17 protein-coding genes are annotated in these 21,007 nt (G+C 38.9%); 6 read left to right on the forward strand and 11 right to left on the reverse strand.

The genetic code is table 11. The features are described from left to right. Window position 1: 1 nt before the first annotated feature. The gene (locus BM049_RS03880) at window positions 2-562 is read right to left on the reverse strand and encodes a sigma-70 family RNA polymerase sigma factor (RefSeq protein ID WP_143079449.1); all 561 of its coding nucleotides are present in this window, start codon (window positions 560-562) and stop codon (window positions 2-4) included. A 484-nt stretch (window positions 563-1,046) separates the two neighbouring features. Between BM049_RS03880 and BM049_RS03885 the strand changes: the two genes are divergently transcribed. Both BM049_RS03885 and BM049_RS03890 read left to right on the forward strand, forming a co-directional pair. Further along, window positions 1,047-1,958, forward strand: a complete 912-nt coding sequence (locus tag BM049_RS03885) for a nuclease-related domain-containing protein (RefSeq protein ID WP_091528818.1) — start codon at window positions 1,047-1,049, stop codon at window positions 1,956-1,958. 280 nt (window positions 1,959-2,238) lie between these two features. Further along, window positions 2,239-2,778 carry a plasmid pRiA4b ORF-3 family protein gene (locus BM049_RS03890; RefSeq protein ID WP_091528820.1) on the forward strand — a complete coding sequence of 180 codons (540 nt, stop codon included), beginning with the start codon at window positions 2,239-2,241 and terminating at the stop codon, window positions 2,776-2,778. 271 nt (window positions 2,779-3,049) lie between these two features. Here BM049_RS03890 and BM049_RS03895 read toward each other — a convergent pair whose 3' ends face one another. Both BM049_RS03895 and BM049_RS03900 read right to left on the reverse strand, forming a co-directional pair. Beyond that, entirely contained in the window at window positions 3,050-4,060 is a 1,011-nt protein-coding gene (locus BM049_RS03895) for a DUF4433 domain-containing protein (protein ID WP_091528822.1), read from the reverse strand. After that, window positions 4,057-4,980, reverse strand: coding sequence for a macro domain-containing protein (locus BM049_RS03900; RefSeq protein ID WP_091528823.1), 924 nt, complete (start codon window positions 4,978-4,980; stop codon window positions 4,057-4,059). Before BM049_RS03900 ends, BM049_RS03895 begins: the two co-directional genes overlap by 4 nt. 435 nt (window positions 4,981-5,415) lie before the next feature. Here BM049_RS03900 and BM049_RS03905 point away from each other — a divergent pair, with 435 nt between their 5' ends. Then, window positions 5,416-6,033 carry a hypothetical protein gene (locus BM049_RS03905; RefSeq protein ID WP_091528825.1) on the forward strand — a complete coding sequence of 206 codons (618 nt, stop codon included), beginning with the start codon at window positions 5,416-5,418 and terminating at the stop codon, window positions 6,031-6,033. Between the two features lie 422 nt (window positions 6,034-6,455). Here the strand turns inward: BM049_RS03905 and BM049_RS03910 are convergent, their stop codons facing one another. The 6 genes from BM049_RS03910 to BM049_RS03935 form a co-directional block, all read right to left on the reverse strand. Next, window positions 6,456-7,007, reverse strand: coding sequence for a DUF6933 domain-containing protein (locus tag BM049_RS03910; protein ID WP_091528827.1), 552 nt, complete (start codon window positions 7,005-7,007; stop codon window positions 6,456-6,458). Between the two features lie 546 nt (window positions 7,008-7,553). Next, window positions 7,554-9,230 carry an SWIM zinc finger family protein gene (locus BM049_RS03915; protein ID WP_091528828.1) on the reverse strand — a complete coding sequence of 559 codons (1,677 nt, stop codon included), beginning with the start codon at window positions 9,228-9,230 and terminating at the stop codon, window positions 7,554-7,556. 643 nt (window positions 9,231-9,873) lie between these two features. Next, window positions 9,874-11,007: a Fic family protein gene (locus tag BM049_RS03920; protein ID WP_091528830.1), complete on the reverse strand. Its 1,134-nt coding sequence runs from the start codon at window positions 11,005-11,007 to the stop codon at window positions 9,874-9,876. Window positions 11,008-11,215: 208 nt separating this feature from the next. Further along, window positions 11,216-11,422: a hypothetical protein gene (locus BM049_RS03925; RefSeq protein WP_143079450.1), complete on the reverse strand. Its 207-nt coding sequence runs from the start codon at window positions 11,420-11,422 to the stop codon at window positions 11,216-11,218. A 375-nt stretch (window positions 11,423-11,797) separates the two neighbouring features. Further along, a complete protein-coding gene (locus tag BM049_RS03930) occupies window positions 11,798-12,778 on the reverse strand; it encodes a N(5)-(carboxyethyl)ornithine synthase (RefSeq protein WP_091528834.1) in 981 nt (326 codons plus the stop codon). A 251-nt stretch (window positions 12,779-13,029) separates the two neighbouring features. After that, window positions 13,030-13,263, reverse strand: a complete 234-nt coding sequence (locus BM049_RS03935) for a DnaD domain protein (RefSeq protein ID WP_245751863.1) — start codon at window positions 13,261-13,263, stop codon at window positions 13,030-13,032. A 567-nt stretch (window positions 13,264-13,830) separates the two neighbouring features. Here BM049_RS03935 and BM049_RS03940 point away from each other — a divergent pair. Next, complete coding sequence (locus BM049_RS03940; protein ID WP_091528837.1) at window positions 13,831-14,700, forward strand: competence protein ComK; 870 nt, start codon at window positions 13,831-13,833, stop codon at window positions 14,698-14,700. Between the two features lie 43 nt (window positions 14,701-14,743). Here the strand turns inward: BM049_RS03940 and BM049_RS03945 are convergent, their stop codons facing one another. Continuing rightward, window positions 14,744-15,724 (reverse strand): Lin1244/Lin1753 domain-containing protein, encoded by a 981-nt coding sequence (locus BM049_RS03945; RefSeq protein WP_091528838.1) that lies wholly within the window; start codon window positions 15,722-15,724, stop codon window positions 14,744-14,746. A gap of 539 nt (window positions 15,725-16,263) precedes the next feature. Between BM049_RS03945 and BM049_RS03950 the strand changes: the two genes are divergently transcribed. Further along, a protein-coding gene (locus BM049_RS03950) for an IS3 family transposase (RefSeq protein ID WP_245751854.1) occupies window positions 16,264-17,477 on the forward strand; the annotation gives its coding sequence in 2 pieces (ribosomal slippage) (window positions 16,264-16,549 and window positions 16,549-17,477; 1,215 coding nt in all). 370 nt (window positions 17,478-17,847) lie between these two features. Then, window positions 17,848-19,398: an IS66 family transposase gene (gene tnpC / locus BM049_RS03960; protein ID WP_177188586.1), complete on the forward strand. Its 1,551-nt coding sequence runs from the start codon at window positions 17,848-17,850 to the stop codon at window positions 19,396-19,398. Between the two features lie 340 nt (window positions 19,399-19,738). On the opposite strand, the gene BM049_RS03965 is transcribed toward tnpC, so the two are convergent. Beyond that, window positions 19,739-20,998, reverse strand: a complete 1,260-nt coding sequence (locus tag BM049_RS03965) for an MATE family efflux transporter (RefSeq protein ID WP_091528843.1) — start codon at window positions 20,996-20,998, stop codon at window positions 19,739-19,741. Window positions 20,999-21,007 lie beyond the last annotated feature (9 nt).

Genomic DNA, 21,007 nt, shown 5'->3' on the forward strand with positions numbered 1-21,007 from the left:
ATTAATTTTTTAATACCGTCTTGTACTGCACCAGCCTCTCAGCCACACGTTGACGCCAGGCATATACGGTCTTCCGGCTCACACCCCGTTTCTTTGCAATATCCGTGACCGACAACTGATGGATCACCGCATCGTTCAAGTACGTCTGTTCCACTTCAGTAAGACACGAAAGCATCGACTGATACACATCCCGCATCAGTACATCTTCATCCACCCCAGACCTGTCCTCCACGACCATCGGCTCAAAGTCTTCCGGCATCGGCATCTCCCTTTCAGCCCGGCGGACCATGATCCGGATCTCATCAAGGACACCCCACTTCACTTTCTGAAAAGCATAGCCTGTGAACTGATAGAATGCCTCTTCTTCTAATAAATCTTTCGGGAAGGCTTCATACGCCTCCACCAGTTTCAGCCGTCCGATCTGGACATAATCCTCGTAGTCCGGATGATTATACGGAATCTGACATTTCTTCAGTGCCCCGTAGACGATAGCATCGTGCACAAAGAAAAAGTCAGCCGCCATCTCTTCCGTCAAATATCGTTTCTTCTCCTGCGTTTTCATCTGTTATCCTATTCCAGAAGATCTTCTAAATATATTCGTACATGGCCTGTGTACACCCTTAATTTACGCTGGAAAGCTTTCTCATTCAAAGTGACGGAAAGGAGCATTTAAAGGACGAAACAGACTGAATCTGGTTATTTGGTTGTGGTATAGGGTAAAACGTCAGTGAAAAAGCTATTATTTCAGTGAATTTTAATAATTTATTTTTGAAATCTTTACAAGTGAAGCCAAAATCTTGGGTCACTTGTCATGTTTTCCGTTAATCGTTACAAGTGAACCTACTTTTTATTCCGACTCGTTAAGTTTCTGCTTAATCGATACAAGTGAACCCACTTTTTCTCTTCATTTGTAACAAGAAAAGCTTTAGATGTTGTCATATTTTTCGCCGGGCGAAAAATTACCTCATTTATTTTCGTGAGATTTCATTTCTTTTGCATATATATAGTATGTAGAGCAATCAATGACTTAAAAGGAGTTTGATGACATGATACTTAAAGAACGTTCGAAATCGGTCATTCACCGCATTCTAGAATCTTTGAATCACCGAACGGGTTTGTCACATGCAGAGAAGGTACAGTATGAAAACCAGATTAAGGGTTTTGACGGGGAGCTGGCATTTGACCGTATCCTAAACGAGTCGGACATTAGCGGTCTTATACTAAATGACCTGTTGCTAAATACTAAAGATACTTTTTACCAGATCGATTCACTGTTGATCACAGATGAAACCATCCATTTGTTCGAAGTGAAAAATTACAGTGGGACGTACGTTTATAAAAACGATTCTCTCTATGCATCGTCCGGTCATGCACTGCAGGATCCGGTTGCTCAGGCAGAACGTAAACGGGCTTATCTACACAATTTACTGATAAAGCTGGGGCATACCCTCGACATTCAGGTATGCGTCGTCTTTATTCATCCCGATTGTTACATTTACGATCTACCAAAGAGAGAAACGATTTTGTTTTACGGACAGCTCCCTGGTCACTTGAAAAAACTGGCTGGAACCTTGCCGAAACAGTCAGATGAGAACCTGAATCTTGCCCAACAGCTCATCATTAGGCACGACGATTTATATCGCCCGACTAACTTGCCTGCCTACTCCTTCGATCAGCTGAAAAAAGGGATCCGCTGCTTTAACTGCGACTCTTTTTCTTATAATAAAAGCCGTCAGAATATTTATTGCAATGTCTGTGGTCACAAAGAAGAGGCTACTAAGGCGATTTACCGCAGCATTGAAGAATTCAGAATGCTTTTTCCAGACATCCCGCTGTCGAAAGAGGTTGCGCATACCTGGTGCGGGAATGACTGGAAGAAGTCTAGAATACGAAGAGTGTTGGAGAGTAACTACCGAGTGCATAACCGTGGACGCGGCAGTTACTATACTGATGACTGATCAAGATGTTATTTTTCGCCGGGCGAAAAATTTCCTCCTTTTGCTCTGAAAACGTGACAAGTGAATTAAATAATTCGCTTCACTTGTCACGTTTCGGCTTAATCTTTACAATTGACCCCACTATTTCTTTTCACTTGTTAAGTTTTCGCTTAATCGTTACAAGTGAGTCCTAGATTTACTCTCGCTTGTAATGATTCAACTGTTTCGTATGTCAGAACCTCTGTGATTTCTACACCACTTTTGGTATCATAAAACTACAAAAATCAAAGAAGGTGCGAGTATGATCTATCAATTCAAAGTAACATTGAAAGACATTGGGATTCCGGTGTGGCGGCGGCTTCAGGTTGACAGTGAGGCGACGTTTGAGGAGTTTCACTACATACTTATGGCGGCTTTTGACTGGATGGGATACTCCTTATATGAGTTTGATATAAGAAAGACACGCGGTAAAAGATTGAACGGTACCCGGATCGGTCCTAAGGAAGGTACCCCAATGACAGAAAGCAATCCGCTGCTGCTTATGCTTAGACAAAGGCTTGCAAATCCGGAAGACTATGATCTCCCCCGATATCTGATTGACAAGAACGAAAAGTTGTCGGACTGGTTCAAGCAGGAAAAAGACCGGGCGCTTTTCACCTACGATTTCAGAGACGACTGGGAACACGAGATCGTTCTAGAAAAGATACTGAATCCTGATCCCAATGTTCAGTACCCGCTCTGCACGAAAGCGAAAAATGATGCACCTTATGAAGACGGCCGCCGTGATCTGATGACCAGTCAACTCGATTTGACTAATCCGAACGGCAAAGAAATCGTTTAAGACATCAACGACACCTACAGATACGACGGCTGGAAAGACGAGTTTATGAACCGAGATGACTTTATAGAATAACTATCGTACTGATATAGTAAAACCAGAAGCCAACTCAATTACCGATCAAAGGTAACTCTAGATATAAACAAAACAACCATCGAATCAAGGATAATATTCCTTGATTCGATGGTTGTGTTTATTGTAATACTTTTTAGTGTTTACTGAAAAGCGACTCTATACCAGTCCTATTCTTGGGCAAAAGTTAGAGTGACTATTATTAGAATGGCAAATCATCTTCTGCTTGGAAACGTCCTTTATACATTAAATGGTTATCAAATTTTAATGTGATATCATATTTATCCCTTGGCTCTTTAAAAGGAATAGTAAGTACTGATTTAGCTGTCCAATCCATTATAGTCTGTTTTTTCACAGTTCCGTCAGCTTCTCCTAGTTCAGCTTCCAAGTCAAACTGTACAGGTTTTGAATTATTTAGATACTGCTGGCTGATCCTTAAGTCAAACCTCATATATTCACTTTTTAGTTGAGCAGTATGAAAATAAGTCCATCGACTGAAGAATATAACGTTCGAGGTATCGATTTGAACATACTTTTCATATTTCTCTCGAAGGTCCTCACTCATTAAAGCTAACAACGTTTCTTTTTCTGCCGGTGTCCGTACAACGATTTTCATTAAGTACTCATCTAATGGCAATGAATTGGGAACTATAATTTCTGCATGACGGTGGCCAATGATTGAGCGCTTTTCATCATGAGATAAGGCTCTGTCGTGATAAATTTTATCGAATGGTAACTTCTTGAATTCTTCCGGTGTTGAATAAAGAGAAACGGGTCCACTTCCAGCTAAACTGGTTTCAGTAAATAAGCACTCAGGCTGGGATAAAAGCTTTCGTATATCCAACAACAGAAAAACTGGAACAGCACACTGTGCTCCCAGCTCACTGATTTCCAGTTGTTCCCTCGTCTTAAATCCCTCATTATGATACTGTGTCGGTGACTTGGGTCTAAAGTAGAAACGGACATAGTCTTTATATTCTGGATTAGTTTGATCGATTACTTTTTGACTGGCATTATCACTTTTCATTTTTCCTTCTCGTATGGCCTGGTTTCTGGATAACAGCCTGCCATCATTTAAAATAGAGACGATATTCTCCACATGAGAGAAATGGTAGCAATACTTAAACCAACCTCTTCTATTCGAATTATGAATACCCGTATATATTTCTCCAGATTCTAACTGATCTAAGACAGTGTCGAAAGATAGGCTCATCCAAATATCAACTCCGTTTGTTCTTGAGAAGAGACTGATTGTTCCTCATCAGGAAGATTGATTTTTTTGACTGCCACTCCTGTGGTTATCTGTTTTTGATGGTTAATAGACTTAATCGGTTCAATGTAAGGCAATAAAGTTAGAAAGCGTAATATATTAGTACTTCTATTCTTTTCCCGATAATTTTCAGGTAAGTCACGAGAGAACACATAGCCGAAATCTCTTAGCTTTATCCACAAATCAAAAAAATCCTCTTTATTGAACTCAATATTATCATCTCGAGTGTGTATCAAAAGTTTGGATTCCTCTTTCTCATCACCCACTAAGCTATCAACTGACCATCCGAAGATTTTCAAATCGGCATGTGTAACAATGTGAAGCAAATCTTCCCAGACAAACTCTGCACTTAAAGCACTGGGTTGTTTGCGAAGCCATTTTCTGGTTTCTTTTATATTTTTATGTTCAGTAAACGTTTCAAATCCGTCTACGATGTGCACAAAGACATCGATCGGTAGATTTTTAAGGTATTTTTCCATTAATGGCTTCACTTCTGTTTCCCAATCCAATCCACCATTACCTGTCCCTAGCTGAGGGAAAGATATTGAATAGATGCCTTTTTCTTCATAGGTTGAAACAAATTTTGCCAGACCTTTTTCAATATACTCGATTTCAGATGGATTTCTCCAGTGTTTCTTTGTAGGAAAGTTTAATACCCATTTCTTTTCATCCTTGTATAACCATAATTTTCCAATATCCAATAAGCCCTGTTCACAATAATGACGGTATTGTTTATACATGTCAGGATAAAGCTGCTTATATTTTTTGGCAATACCTTTTCCCATAACACCGACCGTATTCACCGTATTTACAATAACTTGTGCCGGACTTTCAAAAATGTCTTGCTTGACGTAAAGCAACATCTTTCTCACCCTCTCTTTAAACAAAACATGGATGTCTTCTATATTATACCATATAAGCAATACTGTACATATCTATACAACCATTTAACTCAGCGTAGAAGAAGGAAGACTAACCTTTGGGTTGTGGTTTCATAAAGAAAAAGCTGGCTCTGCCAGCTTTTTCTTTATGACAAAATCGTTATAAGTGAGAGGCAAATAACTGTTCGCTTGTAACGTTTCTTCTTAATCGTTACAAGCGAATCCAAATTTTCTAGCGACTTGTTAAGTTTCCGGTTAATCGTTATAAGTGGACCACAAAATCGTCTTCACTTGTAAAGATTCCTTCCTTTACATCTACAAATGCCCCTGTCTCACGGTTTGTCGGTGAAAAAACTGTTAGAATGCAGGGGTTTTATGGTACACTTGTTATATCTGGGTAAAAGGAGAAAATTAATTATGAACGAACAGTTAATCGAAACAATCAAGGAAATGGAAATCAAGGGTGCGCCTGAGGAACAGACACTAGAGGCAGCACTCAACCAGTATACAAAGAAGCAGCTGGCTCATTTTATCGAGCGTCATGATTTGGACATTGCTAAAAGCTGGAAAAAGGCAGAGATCATCGAGGCCTTGATCGAGTGGATGAGTTCAGTTCAGCCGGAACTGATGGAGTCTGACGAAGACCTTAACGCATTTTATTCAAATCAAGTCGTGAACGCAGACCAGCCGCTTGAAATCAGCGACGACCTGTCTGAAAAAGATCAAGAACGTGTCTTGAAACTTATCGAACACGGACTCGTCTTTAACGCTGACAATGAGCTATGGACGCCTGAAGCAGTCGCTCAAACGGTTGATTCAGAATCAGAAAAATCAGCTGATTCAAATGAATCTAGTAAAGAAACAGCTTCTCAAGACGAAGCAGCCGAAGTCAAGTCACAACCAGCGCAACCTAGAAAACAGCGCAAACAAACATCAGCTCTCTCGCTCACTCCTGAAGAGCGAATCGCGCGCGAGAAAAAAATGCGCTTAAAGTACTTCAAAAAACAAGCCAAAAAGAAAAAGAAGAAAAGATAAGCAAACGACTACTTATCTTTTCTTCGCAAAAAAGCGTTGAGCGAAATTTCAGCTCAACGCTTTTTGTATTGCAACACTTTTTTGTTGTCTTTCATAGCTCTTCTTAACTCGCGTTCCCGATTTAGTCACATACCACTAGACAGCACGTGTTAGCTGTTGTTTTTCGCTGCAGCGAAAAAGTTCATACTTTCAATAAAGACCTTTGAATTCGATTTTCGGTACAAGTCAGCCGCTAATTCAGCTCCACTCATGCCAAATACAGATTTTCGATATTAGTGAAGCCTTAATTTTCGTCCACTTGTATCGATTACGGCTATTCGGTATAAGTGACAAGGATTTTTTTACTCAGTACTATCGATTAGCCTGCACAAGTCCCTTTTTTTGATAACCACTGTCTGTATTTCAAGCTATCATATCTCATTCTAACCATGCCCAGCATTCAGCCAAATTTTAGACTGCTTTAAAAGCACGTCATTTGGCGACTGGTAATCGAGCGACTTTTTAGGGACTGAATTATAAGAGTCAGTCAATTTAGACTGAAAAATTTTATTCGGTTCAAGGTTCATCAATTTTCTATTCACATGTTTTGCCGCGACCGTGTTTTTAGAAAGCTGCTTTATTCCGCTTGACGATGTGAAAACGAACCCTTCGGACTGGTCCGTATATTCTTTTATAAATAGATTAGAACACTTTGCCAGTAAAAAGAGTTGTTTGATAGCCGGAGGTAAAAAAGCATCTAACTGATTTTTTACTGTCACACTATCCTTCATATGAAAGGCGGCAGCGACCCCTGAAACATCATGAGTCAATAGCAACAAATCAGCCCCGTTGACCTTCAAGTTATTCAAATGCCAGTGCAACATTTCATCTCGGATCGCTACTTCTTTTACAAAAGGAGACTCATTACTATGGTCATTGAATAACCCCGATTCTCTTAAGACTTTCTCTGCTTTCTTTGTGCAGTGGATAAACACTATGCGGTCGCTCCTTTCCCTAAATGACTAAGAAGATTTTTTCTAGCCTCAACCGCTCCTCATTGCCAGTACGTTTTCATCTCATTCTATACATCTTTATCATACTATTCTCCAGCCTTGACACGTTTAAACGGGTTGTTCAGCATCATAATCAACCATTTTCACAGTGTGTTCTATATTTAAATTTAAAATTTTCTGACTACTGCCAGCGAAATATACGCTCCCGGACTCAGACTTTAATACCTATGTCTTCACAGTAAAAGTGTCCCATGTCTTTACTCAAGATGGAACAATAGAAAGAATCGTTACGAGTGACGCGATTATATCTGGCCACTTGTCACGTTTTTACCGAAACGTTATAAGTGAGCCGTAATAAACGAGTGACTTGTAAAGATAACCGATAAACGTGACAAGTGGACCCAAACGACACGCTCACTTGTCACGTTTTAAAAATAAAGCGCAACACAGTTTAAGCCTCTTCGTAGTTTCGCCACTATAGTTGAGTCTTAGCTTCCTGACAATAAATTTTCAATCCAGCTATCCCCTCTATATTTTCGCCTTAGTCAATTCGTCCATAAAGGCAGGTTTCCGGCTGAATGTTTTTCGCAGGTTTTCTGTGACTTCTCGCGCAGTATCTTTTCCTAGAATCCGGCCGCACTCTTTTACCAAAACAGCAATCGCCTTGTACTGCGAACGATTTGCTGCATCGGACGCATTGTGGACGATCAGCTGCTTGTATGCTTTGACGACGAGTTCTTTGTGTGTATCAACTAAGGCTCCTGCGTAGTCCCGTACATATCTGACATCTGTGGTGACTACTTCAGCGAGGGCTTCGAGGTCTTGTTCCTCCATTATCAAACTAAGATAGGTTTGACTGTAGCCGGAAAAACGGTAAGATTCTTTTAGCGTCTTTTTGAGTGTTTCATACAAGGTACTTTCATCATTCTCAGATAGCTTTTTCAAATCAGCATAGTAATCAAAATCGCCAGCCAAGAAGAGTTCTTTTGCCAATAATCGTTGCTCTTCCACCATGACCGCCTTCTTATATGCATCATATTTAGCAGTTTTCCAGGTTTTCACATAACCTGCATACTCTTTATCGTGCCGTTCTCCTTCTTCAGCTAATTGAATCACTTTTAGATAATCTCTTTTTTCAGCATAGATGTCGATCAGCTTCATTCTGAACGTCCCATATTCTACATGGTTTAGCAAGAAGAGCAGCTGTTCATCCTCGTCGCCAGTTTTCTCGATTAAACGAAAGACCTGATTCAAATAGCGCTCATTATCATATCGTACTGACCAGCTGTTTCCCTTCTTTACTCGTCCCATCAATTCTTCAATATAGGCTTCTCTCAGGCTTTCTTCCTGTGCAATGACTAAAAGTGCTTCAAACAACGGTTCCTGATAATCCGTCCACCACACGGACTCGCTATCCTGATTCAAATTTTCAGTGATTTTCTGATACAAAATCTGCTTACTCTCTACTGTCAGCTCACTGGAAACAATACTCTTCACGACTTCTATACAACCATCCACTACTTCTCCAATTGCCCAGTCATCATCCTCGATATATTCTAACCTTTCCACCGCTTCATTCATGACTAGGAACGCAATATCACAAGCAACTAACGGATTATTGATCGCTACCGTTCTATTAAGTATTTGTCCCATCTCTGCAGCGTAATCAGAAATTCGGTCCGCATATATAACTTCTCTATAATCGCTGTACTTTTCACTTATCGCCTGAAGTAATCGTTTGCTTTCATTTATCTCATCTTCAGGAGAAAGTTTACCGAATTGCAAGCGTAAGTGATGTTCCAGGCTTAAATCGTCAGCTGCCCTTTGCGTAATTAATCGAACAAGCTCTTCCTTCGGTAAGGAAAGAAGAAGCTCTTTTAGTGTCCGGTCACTGTTTCTATTTTCTTCGTTCGGCACCCTGACATTATCCTTATTATCTAATTGTTTTCTCAATTCATAAAATGCCGCAACCTCGTGTTTGCAGACCTTTCCCCTATTATACGGACACGTGCAGGAAGATAGAATGTTATTTTTATTATCTTTTTTTACTTTCACGCAGTAAGTTTCGGTTCCAAACACTTCGCATTCATATGTATCGGGATCTATTCTGGAGACTTTTTTTACAAACCCCTCCTCGTAATAACCTTTCCCTCGTTTTAAAATCGTCGCATTCACTTGACTCTCAAATCGATTTAAATTGATCATCTGCCCACCCTTTTCCATTGGCACAATCCGGTTTATCTATATTTTATCACACGACGACTCATATAAGAACCAGCACATTACCTTTCATTATGAAAACTACAAATTACTGAAATATGCTTGGAAGACGGTTCAAAGTCGACCCCCATGCGATTGAATATCAATAAAAGTGACCTATGTATGAAGTTAGATAAATACGGTATGAAATCGTTACAAGTGACGTGATTGCAAGTCCCCACTTGTCACGTTATTGCTGAATCGTGACAAGTGGGTGATGTTTAACGAGTCACTTGTCATGATAAACGGTAATCATGACAAGTGAGACCAGAAAATATGTTCACTTGTTATGATTCTGGGTTCAGATGACCATTTCTACACATTTGTACCCTGGCTCCAACTTTCTTCCCACTGTTTGCCAAAGAATGTACCACCTTTTGCCAGCTTGATGTACCACTAAAGAAATATCCCATAACCACTATGATTTAAGTTGGTCATGGGATACTATTACGGTGATCGGAAAAAGCTCCACTTAAATCAATAAACCCCTCGACCCATTATTTATCAATGAATCGAAGGATGTCCCTTTATATAAAGTGTTTTTAATAATACATTCTACTCATAATCATCTTTCAAATTCTAGTTACTCTTACAATAGTCTGAGTAAATCGTAATTGACATACACTTTGTTTTTTCTTTTTCTATTATCTACATCCAGTAATCCCAATTTCACTAATTTATTTAATCCATTTCTTGAAGTGGATACTGCAATACTCAACTCATCAGCAACTTCTTTAACAGTTAAGTAGGGTTTATTAAACGTAGCCAACCAGATATTGTTTATAACATTCCTATCACTATTTATTCTAGATAATCCTTCAGATGCTAATGCAGTAATACTTTCTAATTTATTCAACATACTGTCAACCATTCTTTGACACGCATCTAAAAAGAAATTAATCCAGGCAAACCAATCTGGATTCTTGCCTCTTACACCATTTAATAAGTTATAATATCTGATTCTTTCTTTTTCTAATTCTTCACTAACAAAGAAAACGGGTTTATCGATAAGTCCATCCTGCATCGTATTCAAGACAATAAGAATCCTTCCCATACGTCCATTTCCATCTAAAAAAGGATGAATGGATTCAAATTGGGCGTGCGTAATAGCAGTTTTAATTAAAGGATCGGAAGTCTCATCTAACAATACTTCATAGCCGTCATTAAAATCTTTTTCAAAAGAGCGGTGTTTCTCAGAATTTATAAAATATTCTAGATTAGTCATGTAGTCCCCAATTTCCTGGGCACTAACCGGTATATATACAGCATCTTCTATTTTTTCAGTCGGTCCAATGAAATTTTGAATTGCTCTGTATTCTCCTGAAACAGATGTTGTCCCTCGCGTATTCTTTCCCATTAATATTTTATGCAGTTGTTTTATCAAACGGGAAGAAATTGGCGTTCCATTGTTTATTATATCAATTCCTTTTGACAAAGCTTCCATATAATTATTGACTTCAACCACTTCATTACTTTTATTTTTCTTGGTTGCCTCTTCAATCATATCTGCAAAAGTAACTTGTGTTCCTTCTATTCGAGTTGATTGTACAGACTCTCTGAGACTTAACATCTGTATAAGCTGAGATTTAACAACAGAGTGTTCTAACTCTGAATTAAGTTTCCCAATAGATGATTTAATTTTTGCTATTTTCTTGTAAAGCTGCAATACTTGTGAAACACTTACTTTTGGTGGAAGTAGTTCTATACCTTTTACTGCACTCACCTTTGGAACCCCCAATCTATTTTTATCTACTTCATTATCTTATTTTATTTGATTAATATCAATAATAATAATCAAATAGATTGCTTGAGTAGAAAACAAATCATTCTCTCGTACATTTTATTTATACGACTGAAATCCTTTTTTCTTCTCCTCACTCCGATAAGGGTGCATACTAATGAATGGTATTCCTAACAAAAGAGTATGATAATTAGTAAGCGATGAAAAGCTGAGTACCTACAAATAAAAATCGGACACCTCTATACTGAGTAATGTCCGATTTTTCGTCACTGGATAGGTAGTCACTGATCAGTTCCAGCTGCAGCCGTGCAGGTCTGATATCATTTAGTATTTTGCTGTTTTTCTGCTCCACTTTAATGATTTTAAAACGTATCTCTTCACAGTAAAAGTGTCCCATATCTTTATTCAAGTAGGATTTGAATATTGTGAACGAACAGAGCCACTTGTGCGGAAAAATGAGTCAGCAATTACGGCCAAGTGAGCCACTATAGATATATAGCTAAATCAAAGAAACCTTCTGTATATTGTAGTACATGCCTGCCGACATGACACGATATATAGAAGGTTTCATATATGATGTTCTATTTTAGCACTAACTGGTTATAAACTCAGATTCCAAAATTCGATTAGACTTTGCTGTACTTTGAATCTTTGCGACATCTATTTTATTTCTGTTTTTCTTTTCTCTTCAAACCGAACAAATTAAAACGCTTTCTTTGTTGTCCATACATCTGCTTGTTGACTATACTAAGTCTCAATGCAATAGCCAAATTCAACTCTTCACAGCCATTGGTTCACTCTTTTGATAGTCAGCTATCCGTTGATCGAGGATTACTCCCTTGTCTACGATGAACGCGTCTTGTAATGTTTTATTCTCTTCCCACGTATCTTCAATGAGTAGATCAATATAATCGACTATGACATTGCTGAAGGATTTTGACCCGGTTTGATAGAAGATACTCGGTGTATGATCGACAGCGTAATGCAGGACACCTTCTGTATAGTAAACCGGTTGGTCAAAGGATGTCGGTCTAGAGCTTTCAATTGCCCCATTATGATCGCAGCTGACATCAACGATCATCGCTTGACGTTTCATGTTGGTTAAATCTTCAGTGTATAGGATATGATCGTCTCTGGCTGTGTCCCACGCCACACAGTTGACGATGACATCAAATCCGCTGATTTCTTTACGTAAAAGAGCTTCCATTTTTCTGTTATATACCTTGATGTCCGCTCCCAAAGAGGCTAAAATCCGGTAAGCTCCTCGTGACGTATTGCCTCTGCCGATGACGGCTGCTTTACATTCATAAGGAAGTTTCCCGTATAAGGAGAAGGCATGCATCATGGCCGCTTCGCCGGCTAGTTCATTATTTCTCCAGAAAAGATGTCGCCCGTCTTCGTTCATATCCTCCCATGCGACAGCAGACAGCGCGTTCTCAACCATCAGGTCGGTCACCTCTTTGTTTTGTACCGCATGGACATAGCCAAATAGCATCTGATTTCTCAACTCCCCCAAATAATCCGCATCACCGACTTTAGGGTCACAAATGATATCCTGTTTCAGTGCAATATCTTTGGTTGTGACGTTAACGCCCGCCTGTTCATACTCACGGTCCGTATAACCCAGAACATCCCCGTACCCTGATACCATATAGACAAATGCCTTGTTCTTTATTTTCCCGATATCATCCGGAATCAAGGCACGTCTCTTCTCGTTATGTTTTGTACTTTTCATAAAACTGATCGTATTCATTCAATTCCTCCTGAGTTGACGTCTAGTCAAACTACACGTTAATTAACTTTCTTGCTTTCAACGGGTATTGAAGCGAACAGTAATCGTTGATCTATGGATATTTCTTATTCCCTTAGCTAAGTATAACACAATACAGATAAGCGCATTCCTATCACAAGCCTATCTCCTGCGTCGTATGCGTTCAAGGGTGTCTTGGATACTTTGTTCCGTTGCAGCGTCAACGGGCTGGTCTAAACAAGTGTCGTCTGAAGTCACCCACTTCGGCAGTGACTCTTCCCTAGGTTTCGGTTTGGTAAAAGACTGCTGTGGTGTTTGAACGAGCGGTCATAGGCTTCGATGTTTTTCAGCGTCTTGATATCTTTCTGCTTGAAAACAGTCAGGATGGCATTTAAATAATTGAAAGACTTGCCGTTCTGTTGTGTACGTGTCAGTGCTTCTAAAATAATCTCCGCATCAAAGACGCTCAGCCAGTTCTTCAGCTTCATTAGCCGCACAAGTCTAACCTCTTTCTGCATTTTGTCATGTTCCTGCCTCCACTTTTCATCATCTAAAAACATGTCTCTAGTTAATAAACGTGTATCATGTCTTCATACAGATGAAATAAAGGAAGAAAACATAACAAGTGAGGAAATTGCAGCAGCTCACTTGTGACGTTTCCACCGAATCGTGATAAGTGGGCTGTGCCAGACAAGTGACTTGTTAAGATAAAGGATAAACGTGACAAGTGAGACTAAACGACACGCTCACTTGTTAAGTTTCTGAGATCAGGAACTTAATACAGTTGAAAAGTTATTTTTCGCTCTGCGAAAAATGTCTGCTTAAGATTTTACTCAACCTTTTTTTAATCAGATCTCCTAGCGGATTTCTGATAAGATTGTCCGATTTTTTTATCAGGTATGCTATGAAATGAACCACGTTTTCAAATTAACTCTGTTTTTTATAACTAAAATAATATTTTTCTCATAATGTTCAAAAAATAAAAAATATATATTATAATAATTAGTGAAACCGCTAACAATAAGTGGTTTATTATTTTGCTGGAGGAATGTTTATTGGATTATGATAAAAAATACAACGACAGCATGATGGACCGGTTCGATGCCGTCATCAGATGTTCAGAAGCAAAAAAGACGAGGCCTTATACTCTGGTCCCGGTACAAGCAAGTACAGATTCGCGGGTATTGTCTATCACGGAAGACAGCGTGCTCGACTTTTTAGACGTCGCGCTTGAACAGACTTATCTACTGCTCGATGACGACTCGTTTTACATCTGCGATTTATCTAAAGAAACCAGTAGACATTACAATACCCTGGTCTTTCAGATCAATGGCAGCGTGCTTAAGTCCAAAGAGACCACGACCCACGTCATCACCCGCTACATGAAATACATAGGTGTAGACTATCAAGCAACGATGCAGCTAGGCAAATCACTAGGCATCTTAAGTCAGTGCCCATTTGTCTGCTGTTCACTCTGCTTCACACCACTTAACGGAGCGAGCAGGAAACCCGTCAGCTGGATCGGTCTGCATCATGTGCAGGCTATCACGCCGCATTTGAAGGCGACGTATTTCAATATCGACGCTAAACATGAACTGATACTCAATATCCCGCACAAAAAAGCCAGCCGTTTGATCCGCCAGACAAAAATTTTGTCCGATTCCCTGAAAAAGATGGCTACTGAATGGCTGACACTCATGCATCACCAAGAAGCATTCAGCAGTCGGCCAAACGTCGTGACACGCTGCACTGTAAGCAGTCATTTCTCACAGCCCCTTCCTCTCCTGTCGACTTGGCTGATGACCCAAAGTTTCCTTCAGGGACGCTGGATGGTAAAGGACATGCTGAAAGAAGGCGATCCCCTCCTGGATTATCTGCCACCGGAAGAATTAAGTAACGACAATGAGATAAATGACGAAGACTGATTGTTAATCTCTACAGGACTGCCGTACCTTTGGTGGTCCTACTTTAGTGTTGCCGTTTTCCCCGTATACGATTAAGTGACTCAGTGATCTTCTGATTCATTGACTCATCAACAGGATCGTCTACATCGGTGTAGCCTTCTTTCGCCCACTCTGGTAGAAATTCACTCTTTGGCATGTGGTTAGTAAAAGACTGCTGGCGATACTTGAATGACTGGTCATAAGCTGCAATGTCTTCATAAGTATGCACACCCTTCTGCTTAAAGTCAGTCAAAATAGCATTCAAATAGCCAAAAGATTTGCCATTTAAATGTGTTCGCCTGATGGCTTCTAGAATGACTTCCTTATCCAAGGCTATCAGCCAGTCTTTCAGCTGTTTTTCTATTTGGGTTGTAGGAACTTGGATCTTTGATTCAAACTCTTGAAGTATATGTAATAGATCATCATCGGAATCATCTGATCTTTTTTCACTTCTTGATGATGATTTACTTTCTTTTACTATACTTTCCTCTACTTTACTTTGTGTAGTTAATGTAGACATTAATTCCGTTGAGTCCACATCACTGTCAACATGATTAGTTTCTGCTGGTACTACAGGAAAAAGTGAGACGATATTTAAATTAGGGTATTTCTCTAGTTCCTGTTCGCTTAGAAGTACATATTCTTTGACAACAGGAACGTCTTTGCGTCGACCAACGGCTTCAAAATACCGTTTTTGAATACCGCGACTGGTTAATATATTATAGTCATAGAAAAGAGATAAATCAAATATACCCCAGCGCAGACCGGCCTCAACAATGTCTGAAACTGTAGTGGCAACAACCCCGGTCCTTCTGCTAAAAAGCTTCACTTCTTTCTCGCCCCAGTGATAGCTATACCCTTCGGAGTAAATCTTCATCAACAATTTGACGATAACTGAAAAACCTTCGATGCCAAAATCGGATTCGATCAATGCAATCTTATCATCCTGATCAAACGTAACATCCAGTGGAAAATAATTTAAACCTGTTTGTAGTGGTCGCGCCATAGTGAACACTCTCTTTTCTTCGTTATATTTTAGGAAATAAACCTTCCCTTATTAATAACGCTATGAAGAAGGAAATTGTTACCAGAATTGCATTTTGCCGTCTGCAGAGTTGTGTCCTTTCACCCTGCAATCTTATGTATTTTACCTTGCCATAAACAGCAATATTCAAATAGTATAACTGAATCGACTAATTTTAAGATAAAAAGTGCAGAATCTTATTTAGCAATATCTGTTGTTTTTAGTTTATCATTCACAACTTCAAGCTTAATCAAGAAATAAATAATGAATCTTTCAAAAAAATGAAGAGTACATCTCAGCTGAGCCGACTCCCGAAAGTTAGACCTAAAAAATCTAACTTTTGAGGGTATTTTTATGGCTTGAATATAGCTATGAGTTAAAAATGAAAATCATACAAGATTATTTTGATCAAAGAGGAGGATATTTATTCCTTGCCAACAAATATAGTGGATAGGTTACACTGAGTTGGACAGAAAAGATAAGGTGTGTATACTATAAGAAACACACTGGAGGAATCTATCATGTCAACGCGTAGAAAGAGACGCCATTACTCAGATGAATTTAAACATCAAATCGTAGATCTGCACAAAGCAGGAAAACCTAGAAATGAAATCATTTCAGAATACGAACTCACCCCTTCCACTTTCGACCGCTGGGTCCGTCAAAATACTACCTCCGGTTCTTTCAAAGCTCAGGACAATCTGACCCCAGAACAAAAAGAACTGAGAGTCTTAAAGAAGCGAAATGCTCAACTGGAAATGGAAAATGATATTTTAAAGCAAGCGGCGCTGATATTCGGGCGAAGGTCGAAGTAATCAAAGCAAACAAACATAAGTATTCTATATCAGCGATGTGCCGCGCCCTCAAAATCAACAGAGGTTCGTATTATTACGAAGCCAAAAAGAAAGAGAGTGAATCAGAACTCGAACAAGCAATCATTGAAGAATTCGCAAGAAGTAATAATGCCTTCGGCACGCGGAAGTTGAAGCCTGTACTTGAAAAGAGGGGGTTTACTGTTTCACGCCGCCGTATCGGTCGTATAATGAAAAAATTTAATCTCGTCTCAAAATATAATCGTCCCTCGTACAAACCCCAGAGTACCGGTGTCAATCAAGCCAGAATTGAAAACATACTGAACCGTGAGTTCTCCCAGGAAGAGCCGATGAAAGTAATCGTCACAGATTTGACTTACGTCAAAGTCGCTACCAGCTGGTTTTATGTGTGTTTCATCCTTGATTTATTTAATCGTGAAATCATTGGTTATTCCGCTGGACCGCATAAGACCACTGACTTAGTCATGCAGGCATTGGCGACAGTTAAAGGCGATCTACATATGGTGGACACTTTTCATACTGATCGAGGAAAAGAATTTGATAACCATACGATTGATGAATTATTGGACACCTTTGACATTGAACGCTCGTTAAGTAGGAAAGGAAATCCGTATGATAATGCCGTTGCGGAATCGACATATAAATCGTTTAAGTTTGAATTTGTCTACGACAACCGATTCGATACACTCTATGACCTGCAAGTCCAACTTATGGACTACGTCCATTGGTGGAATAAATTCCGTCCACACGGCGCACTTGATTATGCATCACCCATTGAGTATCGCAAACGTTGGGAAGAAGAACGGTCTGAAAATGGAGACTCTGAGTCATTCGTCTATCGGTCGGCTACTTCGTCAAAACAGTGTGAGGCCAGGACGGAAAGGGTGGTCTTGCCCTTGTAGTCGTGGACACACACTGTTACATTAATGAGCCGATCGGTTGAACGAAAGGCTTTCGCCATTCGGTTGAGAGAGGCAAAAAGAAAGTGAACTTAAACATTTTTTACACTTTATAATTTCTGTTCAAAAATGTGTTGACATACCATTGAATTGGCCGCGTAACCAGAACGAGATTCAAAAGTTAAGTGCGCAACAGCTGCGTTGGCTGCTTGAAGGATTATCTGTCAACCAAAAAGTCACCATTAAACCTGCGGTTAAAGGGAGTATAGCCTAAAAAATGAGAGAGAAATTGATAAAAAAATCAATGACTCTCTCGTTTTCTTTTCCTGATTAATGTAAAATATAAGTACTATTTATGCGAGGAGAAGCAGACATGTCTATCAAGAGCGAAAAACAGTTTGAAGTGATTATTGAAAAATTAGATCAGCTGTTAGAAGAAAACAAACAACTGAAGACCCTTATCGCTCAAAAAGATGATGAGCTTTCCTTACAGAAAGAACAAATCGAGTTCTTAACTCAGAAATTGTACGGCCCAAAGAAGGAAACGTTGAACGGTGATCCCAACCAAGGCAATCTCTTCAACGATTCCCTTTTTAGCGAACCAGAGCAGACTGGTGACCAAAGCGACGAAGATGAAGTCATTATTACAACAGAACGTCGCCGCAAAAAACGTAAAGGATTAAAAGATAAACAGTTGTCATCTCTTCCTACTGTTGACCACATTCATGAGCTTGAATCTTGCACGTGTCCAACATGTAAGGAAGCAATGAAAGACATCGGCACGCAACTCATCCGTCAGGAAGTTAAATTTATCCCGGCGAGAGTTGAAAACCACAGACATTTCCAGAAAACATATACCTGCGCAAACTGTGAGAAAAGTGGAACGCGCACGCCGTTTGCGAAATCTGAAATCCCCAGACTTCCTTTAAATAATACAGCCGCTTCTGCGTCATTGATAGCGGAAACCATGTATCAAAAATTCGAGCAAAAAGTCCCGGGCTATCGCCAAGATGCTTATTGGAATCTGCTGGGCTATCCGATCCCCCGGCATACCATTGCGAACTGGCACATTAAAACGTCCCAGTATTATTTCGAAGCACTCGTGGCTGTAATGCGACAAGAACTGTTGAACCAGAAGGTTCTACACGCTGACGAAACGACATTCAGAGTACTGAATGATAAAGACCGACAAAAGTCCTATATGTGGTTATTCAGTACCGGCAAATACAGCGAACGTGCCATACATATCTACAAGCTTGGTCCATCACGCAGCGGATCTGTCCCTAGAGATTTCTTAGAGGAGTACACTGGCTATCTACATAGTGATGGATTCTCCGGGTACAACAATCTTCCAGGGATGACGATGATTGCCTGTCTGGCACATATCAGACGGAAGTTCTATGACGCCCGTCCAAAGAACTATTCCAGTAAGAGTGTCGCTCATAAGGGAGTCACGCTGTGTAACGAGTTATTTGCGTTGGATAAGTCCCTCAAGGACTTAACTGTTAGCGAACGGTATGATCAGCGCTTAAAACTAGTGAAGCCGAAACTTGAGGCCTTTTTTGACTGGTGTGAATCCCTGACTGCGCATGGGAAACTTGGCACAGCGATCAACTATGCACTGAGTCAGAAAGAGCGGATGATGAACGTTCTGGCAGATGGCCGTCTCGTGCTATCCAACAATCTAGCCGAACGCGGCATCAAGTCACTCGTTATGGGCAGAAAGAACTGGCTGTTTTCAAAATCGTTTGATGGCGCTCATGCCGTTGCGACTATTTTGAGTCTCGTTGAGACGGCCAAATCCAACGGATTACATCCACGAAAATATCTGGACTACCTCTTAACTTACCTTCCAAATCGACAAAATACACCTTTGGAGGCTTATTTGCCATGGAATCCAAAGGTGCAGATGGAATGTCGCTAGACATTCAGTATATTATACTCTTCGGACATTTCTCATTATAGAGGTGTCCGATTTTTATTTGTAGGTACTCAGCTATTCATCGCTTACGAATGAAAGAAAAACTTAATTGGTTAAGTCCGATTGAATACCGTTTATTACCACCTTCTTTAAAACAAAGCGCATAAAAAAACAGAGTAGGATTATCTACTCTGTTAAAAAGTCTAACTTTTTGGAGTCACTATAAGCTGCCTAGGCAGCTGAGATGTACTCTCCGAAAATATAAAAATGTTTGGTTATTATTCTTCACCAACTTTAGTTAACGTAGAACCATTAATGGTCTAAATGAATCCTCATCTTTGCATCATTTTTTTGAAAGTACTGAAGTAATTTTCTTTAAGTCATCTTTATTTATAACAATTAAGTCTAGCAGGTTTAATGAATATTCTCTTTTAAAATCTAACAAGAATGCTAAACCCGCTATAGAATAAGATATAATTGATGAATAAGCAGCTCCATTGATGCCCCAAATAGGTATCATTAAAAGATTAAAGAAAATATTTGATATAACTGATAGGCTTAACACTATTGCATAAAATTTCCATTGTCCTTTAGCAATATAGAGTGTACCTATTATCTTAGTATAAATCATACTATAAATGCCTAGGAAAATAATTACTGTAACACTATAAGCATCTATAAATTCATTTCCGAATAGTATTAAAATCATTTTTTCCCCAAATGTTACAATTCCTATATAAACAAAAATCATCGTTGTTGATGAAATTCTTAGGGAAAAAGTCATATTGTCAATATCATCTTTAACTGCAGTACGATTTATCATTACATCCTTAAAAATATCAGGTACTAACCATCCATACTCAGCTAATGATACCCCCACAGTATAAAGTCCAATTAAAAGTAAATTTATATTAAGAGTTTCTAGTAATATGACATCAATTTTATAGTTAATGGATATTAATAATGTAGTATACATTGGAACTAAACCATAAGTAATTATTTCTTTCCACATTTTAAAGTCAAAATCTTTCCAGACGAGTTTCCTTTTTATACTCTTGAAAGATAAAACTATAATTATTGAGTCTTTTAATATATAGACTATATATGCGAAAAGCAAATTAGATTCTGGCAACATATATATAACTAAGATGAATATAAAGTTAAAAAAGGCGGCAATAATTGTAATGTAACTATGAGAATGAATATTTTCAACTAAATTAAAATAGTTCAATTGCATTCTAAATACACCTATAGCTGTAAGTAAGATTATTAGAAAAATAGCTGGATCATTTGTAAGTAAAAATGAAATTGCGCTTATAAATAAAAGAAATACAAATTCAAATATACTTAAAGCTTGAAATATTGGTAAATAGTTCTTATCTTGACGGCGTTTGAAACTTGGATAGGTCAAATTAATTCCAAAATTTAATAGTACTACTAAAATATTTGCGATACTTAAAATATATGCATATTCACCTTTATTAGTAGGACCAAGGTATCTATTTAGTAGGGCAGTTGAGAATATACCAAAAAGAATTACATTGAATTTTTTCAGCACAGAAATTGTATATATATTACTTGTTAATTTTTTATTTATTTTCATGTCAACTAC

The organism is Alkalibacterium subtropicum, from assembly GCF_900112455.1.
Taxonomy (GTDB): Bacteria; Bacillota; Bacilli; order Lactobacillales; family Carnobacteriaceae_A; genus Alkalibacterium; species Alkalibacterium subtropicum.